Here is a 13,531-nt window from a genome sequence, read left to right as displayed (position 1 = left end):
AGTGTATTTTCGCAGCGCCAATGGTGGGACACCCCCGTTCCCTTGTACTACACGACTGGAGCAAGCATGACGGAAGTGCGCTATAGCCCCCAGACCGAGACCGAGTTGACCCTCTTTAACCTCATAGAAGCCCAGGAGCACGAGCAGGTCGTCTTTTGCTCCGCTCCCGAGGTCGGGCTTCGGGCCATCATCGCCATCCACAACACCACCTTGGGACCCGCCTTAGGGGGCACCCGGATGTGGACCTACGCCTCGGACCTGGACGCGCTGCGGGACGTGCTGCGTCTTTCGCGTGCCATGACGTATAAGGCTGCCGTCGCCGGTCTCAACCTGGGGGGTGGTAAGGCCGTGATCATCGGGAACCCCAAGACGGATAAATCCGAGGCCCTCTTTCGGGCCTACGGCCGCTTCATCGAGGGGCTGGGCGGCCGCTACATTACGGCCGAGGACGTGGGCACAAGCGTCCAGGACATGGAATACGTGCGCATGGAGACCCGCTACGTCACGGGCATCAGCCGCGCCCTTGGCGGATCCGGGGACCCTTCGCCGGTTACGGCCTTGGGCGTGTACGTGGGCATGAAGGCCTGCGTAAAGGAGGTCTTCGGAACCGATTCCCTGGCGGGTCGCTCCGTGGCCGTGCAAGGACTCGGACATGTGGGGCTGCATTTGTGCCGGCATCTGGCCAAAGAGGGGGCCAAACTGTACGTAACAGACCTCTACGAGGAGCGTATCCAAGAGCTGCTCAAGGAGATCAAAGCCGAGGCTGTGCCGCCAGAGGCCATCTACGACGTGCCGGCGGATATCTTCAGCCCTTGCGCGCTGGGTGGAGTGGTCAACTCGGAGACCATCCCCCGCTTTCGCTTCACCATCATCGCCGGCGCGGCCAATAACCAGCTGGCCGACGAAGACCTGCACGGCCGCATGCTCATGGAACGGCGCATTTTGTACGCGCCCGACTACGTCATCAACGCCGGCGGGCTCATCAATGTGGCCAACGAACTGGAGGGCTACAACCGAGAGCGGGCTTTAGAACAGGCCCGGGGGATCTACGACATCGTCCGCCAGGTTATCGAACTAGCCAAACGAGAGCGCATCGCCACCCACGAGGCAGCCAACCGATTGGCCGAGGAGCGCTTGCGACGGGTGGGCGCAATTAAGCACCTCTACACGGGCCAGGGGGACTTCGGCAGCCGTCCGGGCCCATGGCGGCGCTGCTGCCGTTAGGCTATCTGTGCCCTCCCTTTGGGTAGCGGGATGCGGCATGCCAGAACTCTTAGATCGTCACGCGTTGCGGGAACTCGTCCTACAGGCGCTATACGCCTACGAGGTGGGTCGCCAGGATCCCGTCTACGTTTACCAAGACCTCATCGCCTCCCGTCTTCAGCATGATCCGATAGGGCTCGAGTTTGCCCAGAGGCTTTATCGGCGCGTTCTTGAGCACCTGGAGGTGCTGGACCGCTACATCAGCCGGCATGCGACGAACTGGGATTTGGAGCGCATCGCCGTCATCGACCGCGTTGCGTTGCGTATGGCGATCGCGGAGTTGCTCTATTTCGAGGATATTCCCCCCAAGGTCTCCCTGGACGAGGCTATCGAGCTAGTCAAGCGCTTCAGTACGGAGGAAAGCCACCGATTCGTTAATGGTGTCCTGGATAGCATTCTGGAGGAGTTGCGCACCACGGGCCAGCTGCGCAAAACGGGTCGGGGGCTTATTGAGACCTCTCCGGAATGAATAAATACTTCGTCATTGGCGACGTGCATGGTTGCCTGCGGACGCTCAAAGCCCTCTTAGATCGGGCCCAGCCGGAGCCGGATCGCGTGCTGGTCTTTCTGGGGGATTACATCGACCGTGGCCCCGATCCGGCCGGTGTGTTGGAGTTTCTCGCGGACTTAGAGCGTCAGCGGCCGGATCTAGTGCTCTTAAGGGGCAACCACGAACAACTCATGCTCGAGTACTGGCAAGACGGCGATCCGGTGCTGTGGGGGCTCAACGGCGCGGAGTCCACCTGGCGCTCCTATCAAGCCCGCTACGGCCGACTGTACTTCCCCGAGGCTCATATCGATCTGGTGGGCCGCACGCGACTGTACTACGATACGGCCGAGTACTTTTTTGTCCATGGGGGCCTGCGTCCAGAGCGATCCATCGCATGGCATCTGGAAAACCCCGATCCGGAGCTCTGGCTGTGGTCGCGAGAGCATCTAAAGGTCCCCCATGAGGCGCTGGTCTGGGAAAAGCCGGTTGTATTCGGGCACACACCGCTTCCGGAGCCCTTATTAGAGGAGCGGCGCATCGGTCTCGATACGGGCTGCGTGTACGCGGCCGTGCCCGGACTGGGTCGGCTTACGGGCTTGTATCTGCCCGAGCGGCGCCTGGTGCAGGTGCCCTATCAGGGCTGAGCGTACAGCCGTCGCAGACGAGCAATCACCTCCATAAAGTGCGCCACCCGCTCCACCTCGACGGGGGCCTCCGGACGTCGGCCACGCTTAAAGCAGGTGCCCACAATAAAGCCGTCGGCTTGGGGGAAGAAGTGCGGCAAGTTCTCAGGGCTAAGGCCGCTGCCGACGAGCACAGGCCGGGATGTGGATTCTCGTACGCGTCGCAGTTCGGCTAGCTCCGCCGCTTGTCCCGTAGCCGTGCCCGTAACCAACAAAGCGTCGGCCAGCCCGCGTTCGGCCGCGTCTTGGGCTTCTTGCTCGACGCCATAGGGGCCGATGGGAACGGAGTGTTTTACGTTCACGTCCGCGAAGATCTGCACCGGGCTGCCCAGTTCGGCTTTGCGGCGTTGCACATGGGCCGCGCACCCCTCGATCAGGCCCTGATCGGTCAGGCGGGCGCCCACGTAGACGTTGACCCGAATAAACTGCGCTCCGCAGGCGGTGGCCAGCTCCAAGGCGGCCAGCGCGTCGTTGCGCAGCACGTTCACCCCAATCGGGCAGGAAAAGCGTTCCCTTAAGGCGCGCAGCACCTCCCGCATCACGGCAAGCGCCTCGGGCGGAATCTGGGACTTGAGAAAGGGGATATCGCCGAAGTTCTCGACCATTAGCCCGTCGACGCCGCCTGTGATGAGCGCCTCGGCGTCTTGCAGCGCGGCCTCCAGGATGGCCGCCACGGACCCTCCGTAGCGGGGGCTTCCGGGAAGCGGTTTCAGGTGCACCATGCCGAAGACCGGGCGCTCCAGCCCCAGCACGGGCCGCGCTTGTTCTGCGTGCGTCACCCTAGGCCACGGTGATTTCGGGATTCAGGTACACGTCCTGGATCGCGTGCAGAAGCCGGATGCCCTCCTCCATGGGGCGTTGGAAGGCCTTGCGGCCCGAGATCAAGCCCATGCCGCCAGCGCGCTTGTTGACGACGGCCGTCCAAACCGCCTCCGCTAGATCGCTTGCCCCCTTGGATTCCCCGCCGGAGTTGATAAGCCCCACGCGGCCCATGTAATTGTTCACCACCTGATAGCGGCACAGGTCGATTGGGTGCTCAGAGGTGAGCGCCTCGTAGACTTTTTTGTGCGTGCGGCCGAAGTTGAGTGCCGTATAGCCGCCGTTGGTCGTGGGCAGCTTTTGCTTGATGATATCCGCCTGCAGCGTGGCGCCCAGGTGATTGGCCTGTCCGGTCAGATCGGCCGCCGTGTGATAGTCGATCCCGTCTTTTTTGAAGGCCGCATTGCGCAGATAGCACCACAAAACCGTGGCCATGCCGAGCTCGTGCGCGTAGGCGAAGACCTCCGCGATCTCTTGAATCTGGCGGCTTGATTCCTCGGAGCCGAAGTAAACGGTCGCCCCCACGGCCACAGCGCCCATTTCATAGGCCTGCTCGACCGTGCCAAAGAGGATCTGATCGTACTTGTTGGGATAGGTAAGCAGCTCGTTGTGATTGATCTTCACGATAAAGGGGATCTTGTGCGCGTATTGGCGCGCCACGGCGCCGAGCACCCCAAAAGTGGAGGCCACCGCGTTGCAGCCGCCCTCAAGGGCCAGGCGTATGATGTTCTCGGGGTCAAAGTACAGGGGATTGGGGGCAAAAGAGGCGCCGCCGGAATGCTCTACCCCTTGGTCTACAGGCAAAATCGACAGATATCCGGTGCCCGCTAGCCTGCCATGCCCGAAAAGCGCCTGCAGGCTGCGCAGGACGCGGTTGTTGCGATCCGAGTTGGCCCAAACCCGATCCACGAAGTCCGGTCCGGGCAGATGCAGCATCTCCTTGGGAACCGTCTGACAGACATGCCCTAGCAAATACTCAGCCTGATCGCCCAGCAGCTGGACGATGCCGTCTAGCGTGTCGGTGCGCACTTCAAGCGTCGACATGACCTAAACCTCCCTTTCTGCGTCGGTTTCTACAGCCCAAAAATAGACCCTACGCGCGAAACTGCCAAGTTCGACTGGACAGCCAGGCTCGGACGTGCGTAAATAGCACACGCCCGGGAGACGGGAGCCCCCTATGCGACGTATTCTCGTTACCGGTGGTGCGGGCTTTATCGGCTCCAACCTTTTGCTTGAGCTCGTACCCCGGTATCCGGATTATCTGTTTGTGAACCTCGACAAGCTCACCTACGCAGGCAACCTGGAGAACCTGCGCCCCATAGAATCAGCCCCCAACTACGTCTTCGTCCGAGGCGACGTGGCGGATGCTGAGCTCATCGATCGGCTTTTCCGGGACTTCGGCCTAACCGGCGTCATCCATCTGGCGGCCGAATCGCACGTAGATCGTTCGATTTTAGAGCCCGACGCCTTTTTGCACACGAACGTTCTGGGCACGCTCACGCTCCTCAAGGTGGCCCAGCGGCATTGGGAAGGGCGCTCCGAGAACGAAGTGCGCTTCTATCACATCTCAACCGATGAGGTCTATGGCTCCCTGGGGCCGACAGGCTATTTTACCGAGGAAAGCCCCTACCGGCCTACGAGCCCCTATGCGGCCTCCAAGGCCGCTAGCGACCATCTGGTGCGGGCTTGGCATCATACGTACGGGCTTCCGGTGGTGATCTCGAACTGCTCCAACAACTTCGGTCCGTACCAGTTTCCGGAGAAGCTCATTCCGCTTATGATCCGTAACTTGATCCGGCTTGAGCCCCTGCCCATCTACGGAAGCGGCGAAAACGTGCGGGATTGGATCTACGTGCGCGACCACGTAGCGGCCATCGAGCTGATCTACCACGCCGGCCGCGTGGGGCAAACCTACAACGTGGGGGCGCGCAACGAGTGGCGCAATCGCGACCTTGTGGAGCTGCTCTGCGATTTGCTCGATGCGGAACTGGGCCGTCCGCCGGGTATGGGCCGCTCTCTGATTCGCTTTGTGCCCGATCGGCCCGGGCATGATCGGCGTTACGCAATCGATCCGAGCAAGCTGGAGCGGGAGCTGGGCTGGCGGCCGCGTTATGCGTTTGCGGAGGCGCTTCGGGAGACTATCCGTTGGTATCTGGCCAACCAGGATTGGCTAGAGCGCGTAACCAGCGGAGCCTACCGCGAATACTACGCGCGTCAATACGCCCAACGCATCGCCGAGGGAAGAGCCTATGGAGCTTAAGGGTATCGTCCTGGCCGGCGGCACAGGTTCTCGGCTGTATCCCCTGACCAAGGTCACGAACAAGCACCTGCTGCCCGTCGGCCGCAAGCCCATGATCTATTACCCGATCGAGAAGCTTCGGGAGATCGGCATCGAGGACATCCTGATCGTCACCGGAACCGAACACATGGGCGACGTGGTGCAGCTGCTGGGCAGCGGTCGGGAGTTCGGCTGCCGTTTTACGTACAAGGTGCAGGATGAGCCTGGCGGCATCGCGCAAGCGCTCGGGCTGGCCGAGGGCTTTGTGGGAACAAGCCGCATGGTCGTGATCCTAGGCGATAACATCTTCGAGGCCTCCTTAGCGCCCTACGCGGAGCGGTATCGGATGCAGCCCTCGGGGGCCAAGATTTTGATCAAACGGGTGCCGGACCCCAGCCGATACGGGGTGCCGGAACTGGGCCCGGATGGCCGCATACTGGGCATCGAGGAAAAGCCCCTTGCGCCCAAGTCCTCCTTCTGCGTTACGGGCATCTACTTTTACGACTCGCGCGTCTTCGACGTCATCCGGGGCCTTAAGCCCAGCGCCCGCGGAGAGCTAGAGATCACCGACGTCAACAACGCCTATATTCGGTGGGGAGAGCTTACCTACGATGTGCTGGAGGGGTGGTGGACGGACGCGGGCACCTTCGAGTCCTACTACCTGGCCAACGAGCTCGTCTCCGGTCGCATGAACGACGCCGAGCTTTGGGCCTACTACGCACGCCAATCCGAAGGGCGGGAAACGTAAATGCGGCAGCTGCGTTCGCGCATTCCCGGGGTGCGCGTCTGGGAGCTTGTGCGATATGAAGACGAGCGCGGCTGGCTCATGGAGCTCTTCCGGCAAGATGAGCTCGCCGATCCGGCCGCCTATCCCGTGATGGCCTACGTTTCCGTGACCCGTCCGGGTGTGGCCCGAGGGCCGCACGAGCACCGGGAGCAGGCGGACCTGTTCTGCTTTCCGGGGCCCTCCAACTTCGAGGTGCGGCTCTGGGATAACCGGCCGGAATCGCCCGCCTACGGACAACAGGAACGTTGGCTGGCCGGCGCAAGCCGTCCGCTGGCCTTTTTCGTGCCCCCGGGTGTGGTGCACGGTTACCGAAATGTGGGATCTGTAGACGGCCTCATCATCAACTGTCCCAATCGCCTATACCGAGGCTGGGGTCGAAGCGAGCCGGTCGATGAAATCCGGCATGAGCTCGATCCCGAGAGCCCTTTTCGAATGGACTAAGCCCCGTCCCTAGTTGTATTCGGCCCATCTAAGCCCTATTTTGTGAGCAAGGAGAGGCTCACCCCAACTTACAAGGGGGATCCAGATGGCCAACGCGGACTGTCTTGTGTACCTGGACTACAACGCCACCACGCCCGTCGACAGCCGCGTCTGGGAGGCCATGCGGCCCTACTTCTGCGAGCATTTCGGCAACCCCGCAAGCCGGCTGCACCGCCTCGGTCGTGTAGCCGCCGAGGCGATAGAGCGGGCGCGCGCCCAGGTGGCGGAGCTCATCAACGCCGATCCCGCGGAGATCTGCTTTACGGCCGGGGCCACAGAAGCCGTAAACTGGGCCATTAAGGGATTGGCCTGGGCGCATCCGGAGCGCCGGCACTGCGTTACGATCGCCACCGAGCACAAGGCCGTGCTAGAGGCCTGCCGCTGGCTGGAACGCCAAGGCTGGTCCCTGACCGTGCTGGGGGTGGATCGGCAGGGGCATGTCGATCTGCAAGCCCTGGAGGCCGCCCTGCGGCCTGAGACCTTGTTCGTGGCTGTCATGTGGGCCAACAACGAAACGGGGCTTATCTACCCGATCGCGGACGTGGTCCGGATCGCCCACGCGCGCGGCTTGTACGTGCTTACGGACGCCACGCAAGCCGTGGGCAAAATCCCCGTCGACGTTCGGCGCACGGGCGTGGACTTGCTGGCCGCCTCGGGGCACAAGTTCTACGCCCCCAAGGGGGCGGGCTTTCTGTACGTTCGGCGCGGGATCCGCATTGAACCGCTCTTGCACGGCGGCGGGCATGAAGGCGGGCTGCGAAGCGGCACGCCCAACACCCCGGCCATCGTCGGATTAGGCTATGCGGCCCAGATCGCCCGCCTGCAGATGGAGGCCGAAGCGATGCGACTGTGCGCGCTACGCGACCAGCTAGAGGAGGCCCTGCTGGCGCTGGGGGCGCAGCGCAACGGGGCGCGCGAGCCCCGGCTTGCGCACGTGCTCAACGTCCGTTTTCCGGGGATACGCAACGATCAACTGGCTCGAGCTCTTCCCGAACTGGCCTTCTCCACGGGTTCGGCCTGTTCATCGGGCCTTTCCTTGCCCAGTCACGTGCTGCGCGCGATGGGGCTTTCGGGAAAAGAGGCCACCGAGTCCATACGGATCAGCTTGGGCCGTTTTACGACGCCGGAGGAGATCGCCTTCGCCCAGGCCCGCTTTGCGGCCGTGGTGCCGGAACTTGCTGCGGCGGCTTCGGTGTAAAAAACCGGTCCTTCAAAAGACGAGGTCCTGGGGACATGATCACCGTTAGCGAGCGCGCCGCAGCCCAGATCCGCAGGATCCGGGAAAAAGAGGGCAAGGGGCCCGAGTACGGCGTTCGGGTCCGTATCATCGGCGGCGGATGCGCTGGGCTGACCTATCAGCTGGAATTCGAGTGCGCAGCGGGCCCCGACGATCAGGTGTTCGAGGACAAGGGGATTCGGCTTTTTGTCGATTTTCGCAGCTTCCTGTACTTGGCCGGATCCGAGCTGGACTTCTCCGACGGGCTAGAGGGCAAGGGCTTTCACTTCCGAAACCCCAACGCAGCCCGCACCTGCGCCTGTGGAGAGTCCTTCGCCGTCTAAAAAAGCGGGAGGGACGCCTTGCCGCGCCTAGAGCCCGAACCGCAAAACCGCGTGGCCCGCTCGGGGCTGCTCGTCTTCGACCTGGAGGCGCTCTTCGATGGGGCCCCTATTACGGGCATAGACCTGCGGGACTTCCTGCACATGGGGCTCTTATTACGGGAGCGGGAGTTTCGCCAGGCCCTGGCCGCGCACGACTGGAACCAATATGCGGGCCATCACGTGCACCTGTACTGCTCCACAGCGGCCATCGTGCCGCAGTGGGCCTACCCGCTTTTGTGCGCGCATCTGGCCCCCTACGCGCGCTCGATCTGCCTGGGCTCTCGCGAGGAGCTGCTGCGCGACTACTACGTGCGCGCCCTGGCCCAGGTGGATTGGGCCCAGTACGCCGGGCGCAAGGTCGTGCTCCGGGGCTGCGCCAGCCCCCATGTGCCCGCCTCTGCCTACGTAGAGGCCACCCAACGGCTGCTTGCGGTCTGCGATAAACTCCTCTACGGGGAACCCTGCTCCGCCGTGCCCCTATGGAGACGCCCCCGCTAAAGATCGCCGAGGTGTTCTACGACGATGGCTGCGCGTTGTGCTCAAGCTTTCGCCGGTGGCTAGAGCGCCGCGCGCCGGGGCGGTTTCGCTTCGTTCCGATCTCCACTTTGGCCCCCGCAGAACAGGCTAAGATGTCTAGCCTTATCGTGCGCTTTGCGGGCCATCGATGGACGGCCTCTGAGGCGGTCTTCCGGGTTCTGGGGCTTTTGCCCTGGCCGTGGCGCGTCTTCTCCCTAGGTCGCTGGATCCCCCGACCTTGGCGCGATGCCCTCTATCGGTTCATCGCCCGTCGTCGATACCGGCTGGGTCGTGCCGCACCGCAGTGCGAATGCCCCCTGTAGGGGTCCCATGGACATCCTCAATTACCTGCCTCCGAAGCGGTTTGCCGAGTACGACGACTTTCTGACGTTTATCAGCATCTACGACGATCGCCGTCGCGAGTGGGCCTACAAGCGCCTGCTGCGCCGACACAGGGATCGCATCCGAGGGGCCGTCTGCCTGGAGGCCGGCTGCGGGCTGGGGATCTTTAGCGCCTACCTGGCCCGTTTGGGCGCTCGGCGCGTGTACGCGGTCGAGTCCAACCCCTTGCTGTATGGGCTGGCCCGCGAGCGGCTGCGGGCTTTTCCCCAGGTGCGCGTTCTGCGGGCCGACCTGCGGGACTTCGAAGCGCCTGAACCCATCGACGTGCTCGTACACGACCTATACGGACAGCTGCTGTACGACGAGGACCTGCATGTGCTCTCCCAGCTGCCGATTCGGCCTCGGCTGGTTTTGCCCAACGGGGGGCGGCTGCTTGTGGGGACCGTGCGGGCCGCGCTCATAGCCGATCGCACCGTGTCTCTGGACGTGCTCAGTCGGCTCGACGGGCTGCTCGTCTCAGGCCTTTTTGCTGAAAGGGGTCTGCGGCCACAGCGCCAGCTCTGCCGGTGGCGCTTTGGCGAAACCCTCTCCTATATTCATGGCAACCTGGAGGGACTTGAAGGGGAGGTGGTGTTCTTCGCGATGGAAGTCCTGCACGATGAGCTGCCCATCTGCCGTGCCGGAGAGTGCCCGAATTGGTCGTATGTGTGGACTTGGCGCCGCGCCGATCGCTTTTGGCTGCGTTTCGAGCCGGACAAACGCGGCATGCGCGTGCGTTTCGGATGGGAGGACCCTTAAGAACGGAGGGATAGACAGATGCCCATTCACACTCGCCTTGCGAATGCCGCAGTCGTGGGGCTGCTCCTGGTGGGAGGGTTTGGATGCACCAGCGTGCGCGTAAGCTCCTACGTGGATCCCGCATATCGGGAGGCTACGCCCCCCAAGCGCGTCGTGGTGCTGGCGGATCTGCAGGATCTGGCCTGGCGCCAAAGCGTAGAGCGGGCCACAGCAGAGGAGCTCAGCCGAGCAGGTCTTGAGGCCCTCTTAGCTCTTGAGGTGGCCCCGCCTACGCGGACGTGGACTCAGGAGTCCCTTCTGGAGCACCTAAAGGCGCAGGGCTTTGAGGCCCTTGCGCACGTGCAGCTGCTCACACAGGGGCAGCGTCTGGAATCCGTTCCCATCGAGACCGTCACGCGCGTCTACGAGAAAGGGCGTCCGGTGCAGGAGATCCGTACCCAAACCCAAGGGCTTGAGGCCCGCCAATATGCCGGCCTCGGCCTGCGCCTTTACGCGCTCCCTGGGGGCAACGTGCTGTGGATGGGAAGCGCCTTTGCGCAAAACCATTTCTCCCTATCCGGCTTTTTTACGAGCCCGGACTACGAGCAGCGCTACGCGCTGCGGGCTGCGGCGCGGCGGCTGGCGCGGGAGCTGGGGGGCCTGCTGCGGCAGAGCCGCTAAAACCGGGGGAACCTCCCTAAGGACCGGGGCATATAAAGATCTGCGACTTTCGCTTGCAGGGGACGAGGATATAGGCCTCGCCCCCTCTAACATTTTCGGGCGGGAGAGTGAGCATGCCGCAGCGAACCAAGGCCGATTATCTGCGGGAGCCGATTCGACATCTGGACATGAGCACCTTCGATGCGGTGCCTCTAATAGAGGCCATGGAACACATGGCCTTTCAGGCCCGCAACCTGGCCCGAGCCGCCAAGATCTACGAGCAGATGCTCCGGGATACCGACTGCACGGTGATCCTGACCTTGGCCGGATCGCTTTTTAGCGCCGGCCTAAAGCGGCTCGTCTATGACATGATCCGCTACAACATGGTCGACGCGATCGTCTCTACGGGCGCGATCATGGTCGATCAAGACTTCTTTGAGGCTCTGGGCTTTCGGCACTACAAAGGAAGCCCTTGGGTGGACGACGAGGAACTGCGCGCTCTGCACATCGACCGGATCTACGATACATACATCGACGAAGACGAGTTGCGGGAGTGCGATTTTACGATCGCGCGGATCGCCGATCAACTTGAACCCCGGCCGTATTCGTCCCGCGAGTTCCTCTACGAGATGGGCCGATATCTAGAGGCCCAAGGAGGGCCTAAGGTGGAAGACTCCGTCGTGTATGCCGCCTATCGGTACGGGGTGCCCATCTTCGTGCCCGCCTTTTCGGATTGCTCAGCGGGCTTTGGGCTCGTCTACCACCAAACGCAGCGGCCGGAGCAGCATGTGACGATCGATTCGGCGGCGGATTTTCGGGAGCTAACGCAGCTGAAAATCGCGGCACGCGAAACAGGCCTGCTCATGATCGGGGGCGGCGCGCCTAAGAACTTCGCTCAGGACGTTGTCGTGGCGGCCGACATCCTCGGCGCAGAGGCCCCCATGCACAAGTACGCCGTGCAGATCACGGTGGCCGATGAGCGCGACGGCGGGCTATCGGGCTCCACGCTCAAGGAGGCCAGCTCCTGGGGCAAGGTGGCCACAACATATGAGCAGATGGTCTTCGCCGAGGCTACTTTGGCCATGCCGCTTTTGGTGAACTACGCTTGGCGCAAAGGGGCTTGGCGAGAGCGGCCCCGCCGGCGCTGGCAGGAGTGGTTGGCCTCGGCCGAGTTGACGGCCCGCTCGTAATTCGGCCTCGGTTCACAGCAGGCCCACATCGCTGGCCACCTCCTTGGGCAGGCAAACGTAGTGCTTGACTACGGGATGGGCTAGAACCTCGATCGCGGGCGTGTCCGTGGCACGGGAAAATTCCACCCGTCGGCCGTCGGGATACCAGACCCATATACCCTCGTGTCCGAGCTGATAGGCGCTGTTCCGGGAGTTGTCCAACTGCAAGTAAGCCGACACCGTGTCGGAGTCATCGGGTAGCCCTTTCGTTCTGAGCCACCTTCGAACGGCCTCGCGCCAGCGGGCTAGTTCCGCCTCCGTGGGCGGGTGATCCAAGAAGATCGTTCGAAATAGGCGGCGTTCCAAAAGCCTCCGGGCCAGATCCCGCAGTACGGGCTCCCGTCCCAATGCCCAGCGTTTAACGGCCCCCAGCACGTCCGCATCGTCCAGTTGCACGAAGGCCTCCAGGACTTCCTCGGATAGCTCTTGCGGGGGTCGCTCCAGGAAGAAGCGTAGCGCCGGCGAAAGCCCCTCCAGCGCGGACCCGTGCTCCGAGGCCAGCCTGCGGGCCCGCTCCAGGAGGGCCAAAAGCAGCTTGTCGGCGGCCAGCACGGTCTTGTGCAGGTACACCTGCCAGTACATAAGACGCCGGGCGATGATGTAGTTCTCAAGCGCGTATACGCCCTTTTGCTCGATGACGAGCTCCTCGGCCTCCACCCGCATCGTCTTGATGATCCGTTCTACGCCGATCACCCCCTCGGCCACGCCGGTGTAGAAGGAGTCCCGGCGCAAGTAGTCCAACCGGTCCATGTCCAGCTGGCTGGAGACGAGCTGGTGCAGGAAGCGCCGCGAGTAGGCGCCCGTGAAGATGGCGATCGTGAGCCTGAGCTCTGGATCCCGAAGAGCCAGGCGTTCCAAAAGAGCCCGGGTGAGCCGTTCATGCGAAAACCCCGGCAGCAGCACGGCCTCCAGCACATGCGAAAACGGCCCATGGCCTAGATCATGTAGCAGCGCCGCCAGAAGCGCCGCCTCATGCTCCGGGGGGCTAATCTCGGTTCCCTTCTCCTGCAACGTCTGCAGGGCCTCTTGCATGAGCGCCATCGCGCCCAGGGCGTGCTGAAACCGGCTGTGTTCGGCTCCTGGGAAGACCAGAAAGCCCAGGCCCAGCTGGCGGATGCGCCTTAAGCGCTGCGTGTACGGATGATCGACGTATTCTAGCACCCGGCCCCGGGGAATGCTGATGAACCCGTGCACGGGGTCAGCCGATAGCTTGTAGCGGCTCATAGCGGATCCCTGAACTGTCGGCATATCGCACAAACTTATGCAGCTGACCCCTGTCGCGGGGCCCTTGCCCCGCGGAGATAAAAGTCGGGCTTGACAAACGATCGTTCATATTGTATTATGCTCCGTGACGCGGGGTCGGCTAGATCCCCCTAGGGGGAAAAGTCCCTCACGCATCGCAACATCAGCATAGGAGGAGAGCACATGCCACGTCGCGCTACGCTGCTGTGGATGTTTCTCTGCTTATGGCCCCTAGGGCTCATGGCGCAGAACTTGGTGATTCGGGGTTCGGTGCGGGATGTGAACAACGAGCCTTTGCCGGGGGCGAACGTTTTCATTGAGGCGCTCACGTTGGGCGCCACGGCCGATGTGAACGGCAATTATCGT

At 62.9% G+C, this 13,531-nt stretch carries 17 protein-coding genes; 14 read left to right on the top strand and 3 right to left on the bottom strand.

Features of this window, described 5'->3' with window-relative positions; genetic code table 11:
* Window positions 1-105: 105 nt before the first annotated feature.
* Genes NZ993_03985 through NZ993_03975 form a run of 3 tightly spaced genes read left to right on the top strand, consistent with a single transcriptional unit; the run spans window position 106 to window position 2,397 of the window.
* A complete protein-coding gene (locus NZ993_03985; protein MCS7154953.1) occupies window positions 106-1,224 on the top strand; it encodes an NAD(P)-binding domain-containing protein in 1,119 nt (372 codons plus the stop codon).
* 37 nt (window positions 1,225-1,261) lie between these two features.
* Window positions 1,262-1,732 carry a transcription antitermination factor NusB gene (gene nusB / locus NZ993_03980; protein ID MCS7154952.1) on the top strand — a complete coding sequence of 157 codons (471 nt, stop codon included), beginning with the start codon at window positions 1,262-1,264 and terminating at the stop codon, window positions 1,730-1,732.
* Entirely contained in the window at window positions 1,729-2,397 is a 669-nt protein-coding gene (locus NZ993_03975) for a serine/threonine protein phosphatase (protein ID MCS7154951.1), read from the top strand. Before nusB ends, NZ993_03975 begins: the two co-directional genes overlap by 4 nt.
* On the opposite strand, the gene NZ993_03970 is transcribed toward NZ993_03975, so the two are convergent.
* A complete protein-coding gene (locus tag NZ993_03970) occupies window positions 2,388-3,188 on the bottom strand; it encodes a BtpA/SgcQ family protein (GenBank protein MCS7154950.1) in 801 nt (266 codons plus the stop codon). The genes NZ993_03975 and NZ993_03970 overlap by 10 nt on opposite strands.
* Before the next feature lie 28 nt (window positions 3,189-3,216).
* Entirely contained in the window at window positions 3,217-4,299 is a 1,083-nt protein-coding gene (locus NZ993_03965) for a class I fructose-bisphosphate aldolase (GenBank protein MCS7154949.1), read from the bottom strand.
* A gap of 133 nt (window positions 4,300-4,432) precedes the next feature.
* Here NZ993_03965 and rfbB point away from each other — a divergent pair, with 133 nt between their 5' ends.
* From rfbB to NZ993_03915, 10 genes are all read left to right on the top strand, one after another.
* Entirely contained in the window at window positions 4,433-5,515 is a 1,083-nt protein-coding gene (gene rfbB, locus NZ993_03960; GenBank protein ID MCS7154948.1) for a dTDP-glucose 4,6-dehydratase, read from the top strand.
* Window positions 5,505-6,281 (top strand): sugar phosphate nucleotidyltransferase, encoded by a 777-nt coding sequence (locus NZ993_03955; protein MCS7154947.1) that lies wholly within the window; start codon window positions 5,505-5,507, stop codon window positions 6,279-6,281. Before rfbB ends, NZ993_03955 begins: the two co-directional genes overlap by 11 nt.
* Window positions 6,282-6,761 (top strand): dTDP-4-dehydrorhamnose 3,5-epimerase family protein, encoded by a 480-nt coding sequence (locus NZ993_03950; GenBank protein ID MCS7154946.1) that lies wholly within the window; start codon window positions 6,282-6,284, stop codon window positions 6,759-6,761.
* An 85-nt stretch (window positions 6,762-6,846) separates the two neighbouring features.
* Entirely contained in the window at window positions 6,847-7,998 is a 1,152-nt protein-coding gene (locus NZ993_03945; GenBank protein ID MCS7154945.1) for a cysteine desulfurase, read from the top strand.
* A 35-nt stretch (window positions 7,999-8,033) separates the two neighbouring features.
* Window positions 8,034-8,360: an iron-sulfur cluster assembly accessory protein gene (locus NZ993_03940; GenBank protein MCS7154944.1), complete on the top strand. Its 327-nt coding sequence runs from the start codon at window positions 8,034-8,036 to the stop codon at window positions 8,358-8,360.
* Window positions 8,361-8,378: 18 nt separating this feature from the next.
* Entirely contained in the window at window positions 8,379-8,897 is a 519-nt protein-coding gene (locus NZ993_03935; GenBank protein ID MCS7154943.1) for a DUF2480 family protein, read from the top strand.
* Window positions 8,879-9,238, top strand: coding sequence for a DCC1-like thiol-disulfide oxidoreductase family protein (locus NZ993_03930; GenBank protein MCS7154942.1), 360 nt, complete (start codon window positions 8,879-8,881; stop codon window positions 9,236-9,238). The genes NZ993_03935 and NZ993_03930 overlap by 19 nt, the downstream gene beginning before the upstream one ends.
* Window positions 9,239-9,245: 7 nt before the next feature.
* Window positions 9,246-10,055: a class I SAM-dependent methyltransferase gene (locus NZ993_03925; GenBank protein ID MCS7154941.1), complete on the top strand. Its 810-nt coding sequence runs from the start codon at window positions 9,246-9,248 to the stop codon at window positions 10,053-10,055.
* A gap of 18 nt (window positions 10,056-10,073) precedes the next feature.
* Window positions 10,074-10,715 (top strand): hypothetical protein, encoded by a 642-nt coding sequence (locus NZ993_03920; GenBank protein ID MCS7154940.1) that lies wholly within the window; start codon window positions 10,074-10,076, stop codon window positions 10,713-10,715.
* A 113-nt stretch (window positions 10,716-10,828) separates the two neighbouring features.
* Entirely contained in the window at window positions 10,829-11,884 is a 1,056-nt protein-coding gene (locus NZ993_03915; protein MCS7154939.1) for a deoxyhypusine synthase, read from the top strand.
* 12 nt (window positions 11,885-11,896) lie between these two features.
* Here the strand turns inward: NZ993_03915 and NZ993_03910 are convergent, their stop codons facing one another.
* Window positions 11,897-13,171, bottom strand: a complete 1,275-nt coding sequence (locus NZ993_03910; GenBank protein ID MCS7154938.1) for an HD domain-containing protein — start codon at window positions 13,169-13,171, stop codon at window positions 11,897-11,899.
* A 177-nt stretch (window positions 13,172-13,348) separates the two neighbouring features.
* On the opposite strand from NZ993_03910, the gene NZ993_03905 reads away from it, so the two are divergent.
* Window positions 13,349-13,531, top strand: a 183-nt coding sequence (locus NZ993_03905) for a carboxypeptidase-like regulatory domain-containing protein (GenBank protein ID MCS7154937.1), incomplete at its 3' end; no start/stop codon positions are given.

Source organism: Bacteroidota bacterium, from assembly GCA_025059945.1.
GTDB lineage: Bacteria > Bacteroidota > Rhodothermia > JANXDC01 > JANXDC01 > JANXDC01.
Note: the sequence above shows the minus strand (reverse complement) of the source record. Positions and strands in the feature narration are given on the sequence as shown.

Coding starts and splice junctions, on each gene's coding strand:
- nusB (MCS7154952.1), top strand. CDS start 1,262: ATGCCAGAACTCTTAGATCGTCACGCGTTGCGGGAACTCGTCCTACAG.
- NZ993_03975 (MCS7154951.1), top strand. CDS start 1,729: ATGAATAAATACTTCGTCATTGGCGACGTGCATGGTTGCCTGCGGACG.
- NZ993_03965 (MCS7154949.1), bottom strand. CDS start 4,299: ATGTCGACGCTTGAAGTGCGCACCGACACGCTAGACGGCATCGTCCAG.
- rfbB (MCS7154948.1), top strand. CDS start 4,433: ATGCGACGTATTCTCGTTACCGGTGGTGCGGGCTTTATCGGCTCCAAC.
- NZ993_03955 (MCS7154947.1), top strand. CDS start 5,505: ATGGAGCTTAAGGGTATCGTCCTGGCCGGCGGCACAGGTTCTCGGCTG.
- NZ993_03950 (MCS7154946.1), top strand. CDS start 6,282: ATGCGGCAGCTGCGTTCGCGCATTCCCGGGGTGCGCGTCTGGGAGCTT.
- NZ993_03945 (MCS7154945.1), top strand. CDS start 6,847: ATGGCCAACGCGGACTGTCTTGTGTACCTGGACTACAACGCCACCACG.
- NZ993_03940 (MCS7154944.1), top strand. CDS start 8,034: ATGATCACCGTTAGCGAGCGCGCCGCAGCCCAGATCCGCAGGATCCGG.
- NZ993_03930 (MCS7154942.1), top strand. CDS start 8,879: ATGGAGACGCCCCCGCTAAAGATCGCCGAGGTGTTCTACGACGATGGC.
- NZ993_03925 (MCS7154941.1), top strand. CDS start 9,246: ATGGACATCCTCAATTACCTGCCTCCGAAGCGGTTTGCCGAGTACGAC.
- NZ993_03920 (MCS7154940.1), top strand. CDS start 10,074: ATGCCCATTCACACTCGCCTTGCGAATGCCGCAGTCGTGGGGCTGCTC.
- NZ993_03915 (MCS7154939.1), top strand. CDS start 10,829: ATGCCGCAGCGAACCAAGGCCGATTATCTGCGGGAGCCGATTCGACAT.
- NZ993_03910 (MCS7154938.1), bottom strand. CDS start 13,171: ATGCCGACAGTTCAGGGATCCGCTATGAGCCGCTACAAGCTATCGGCT.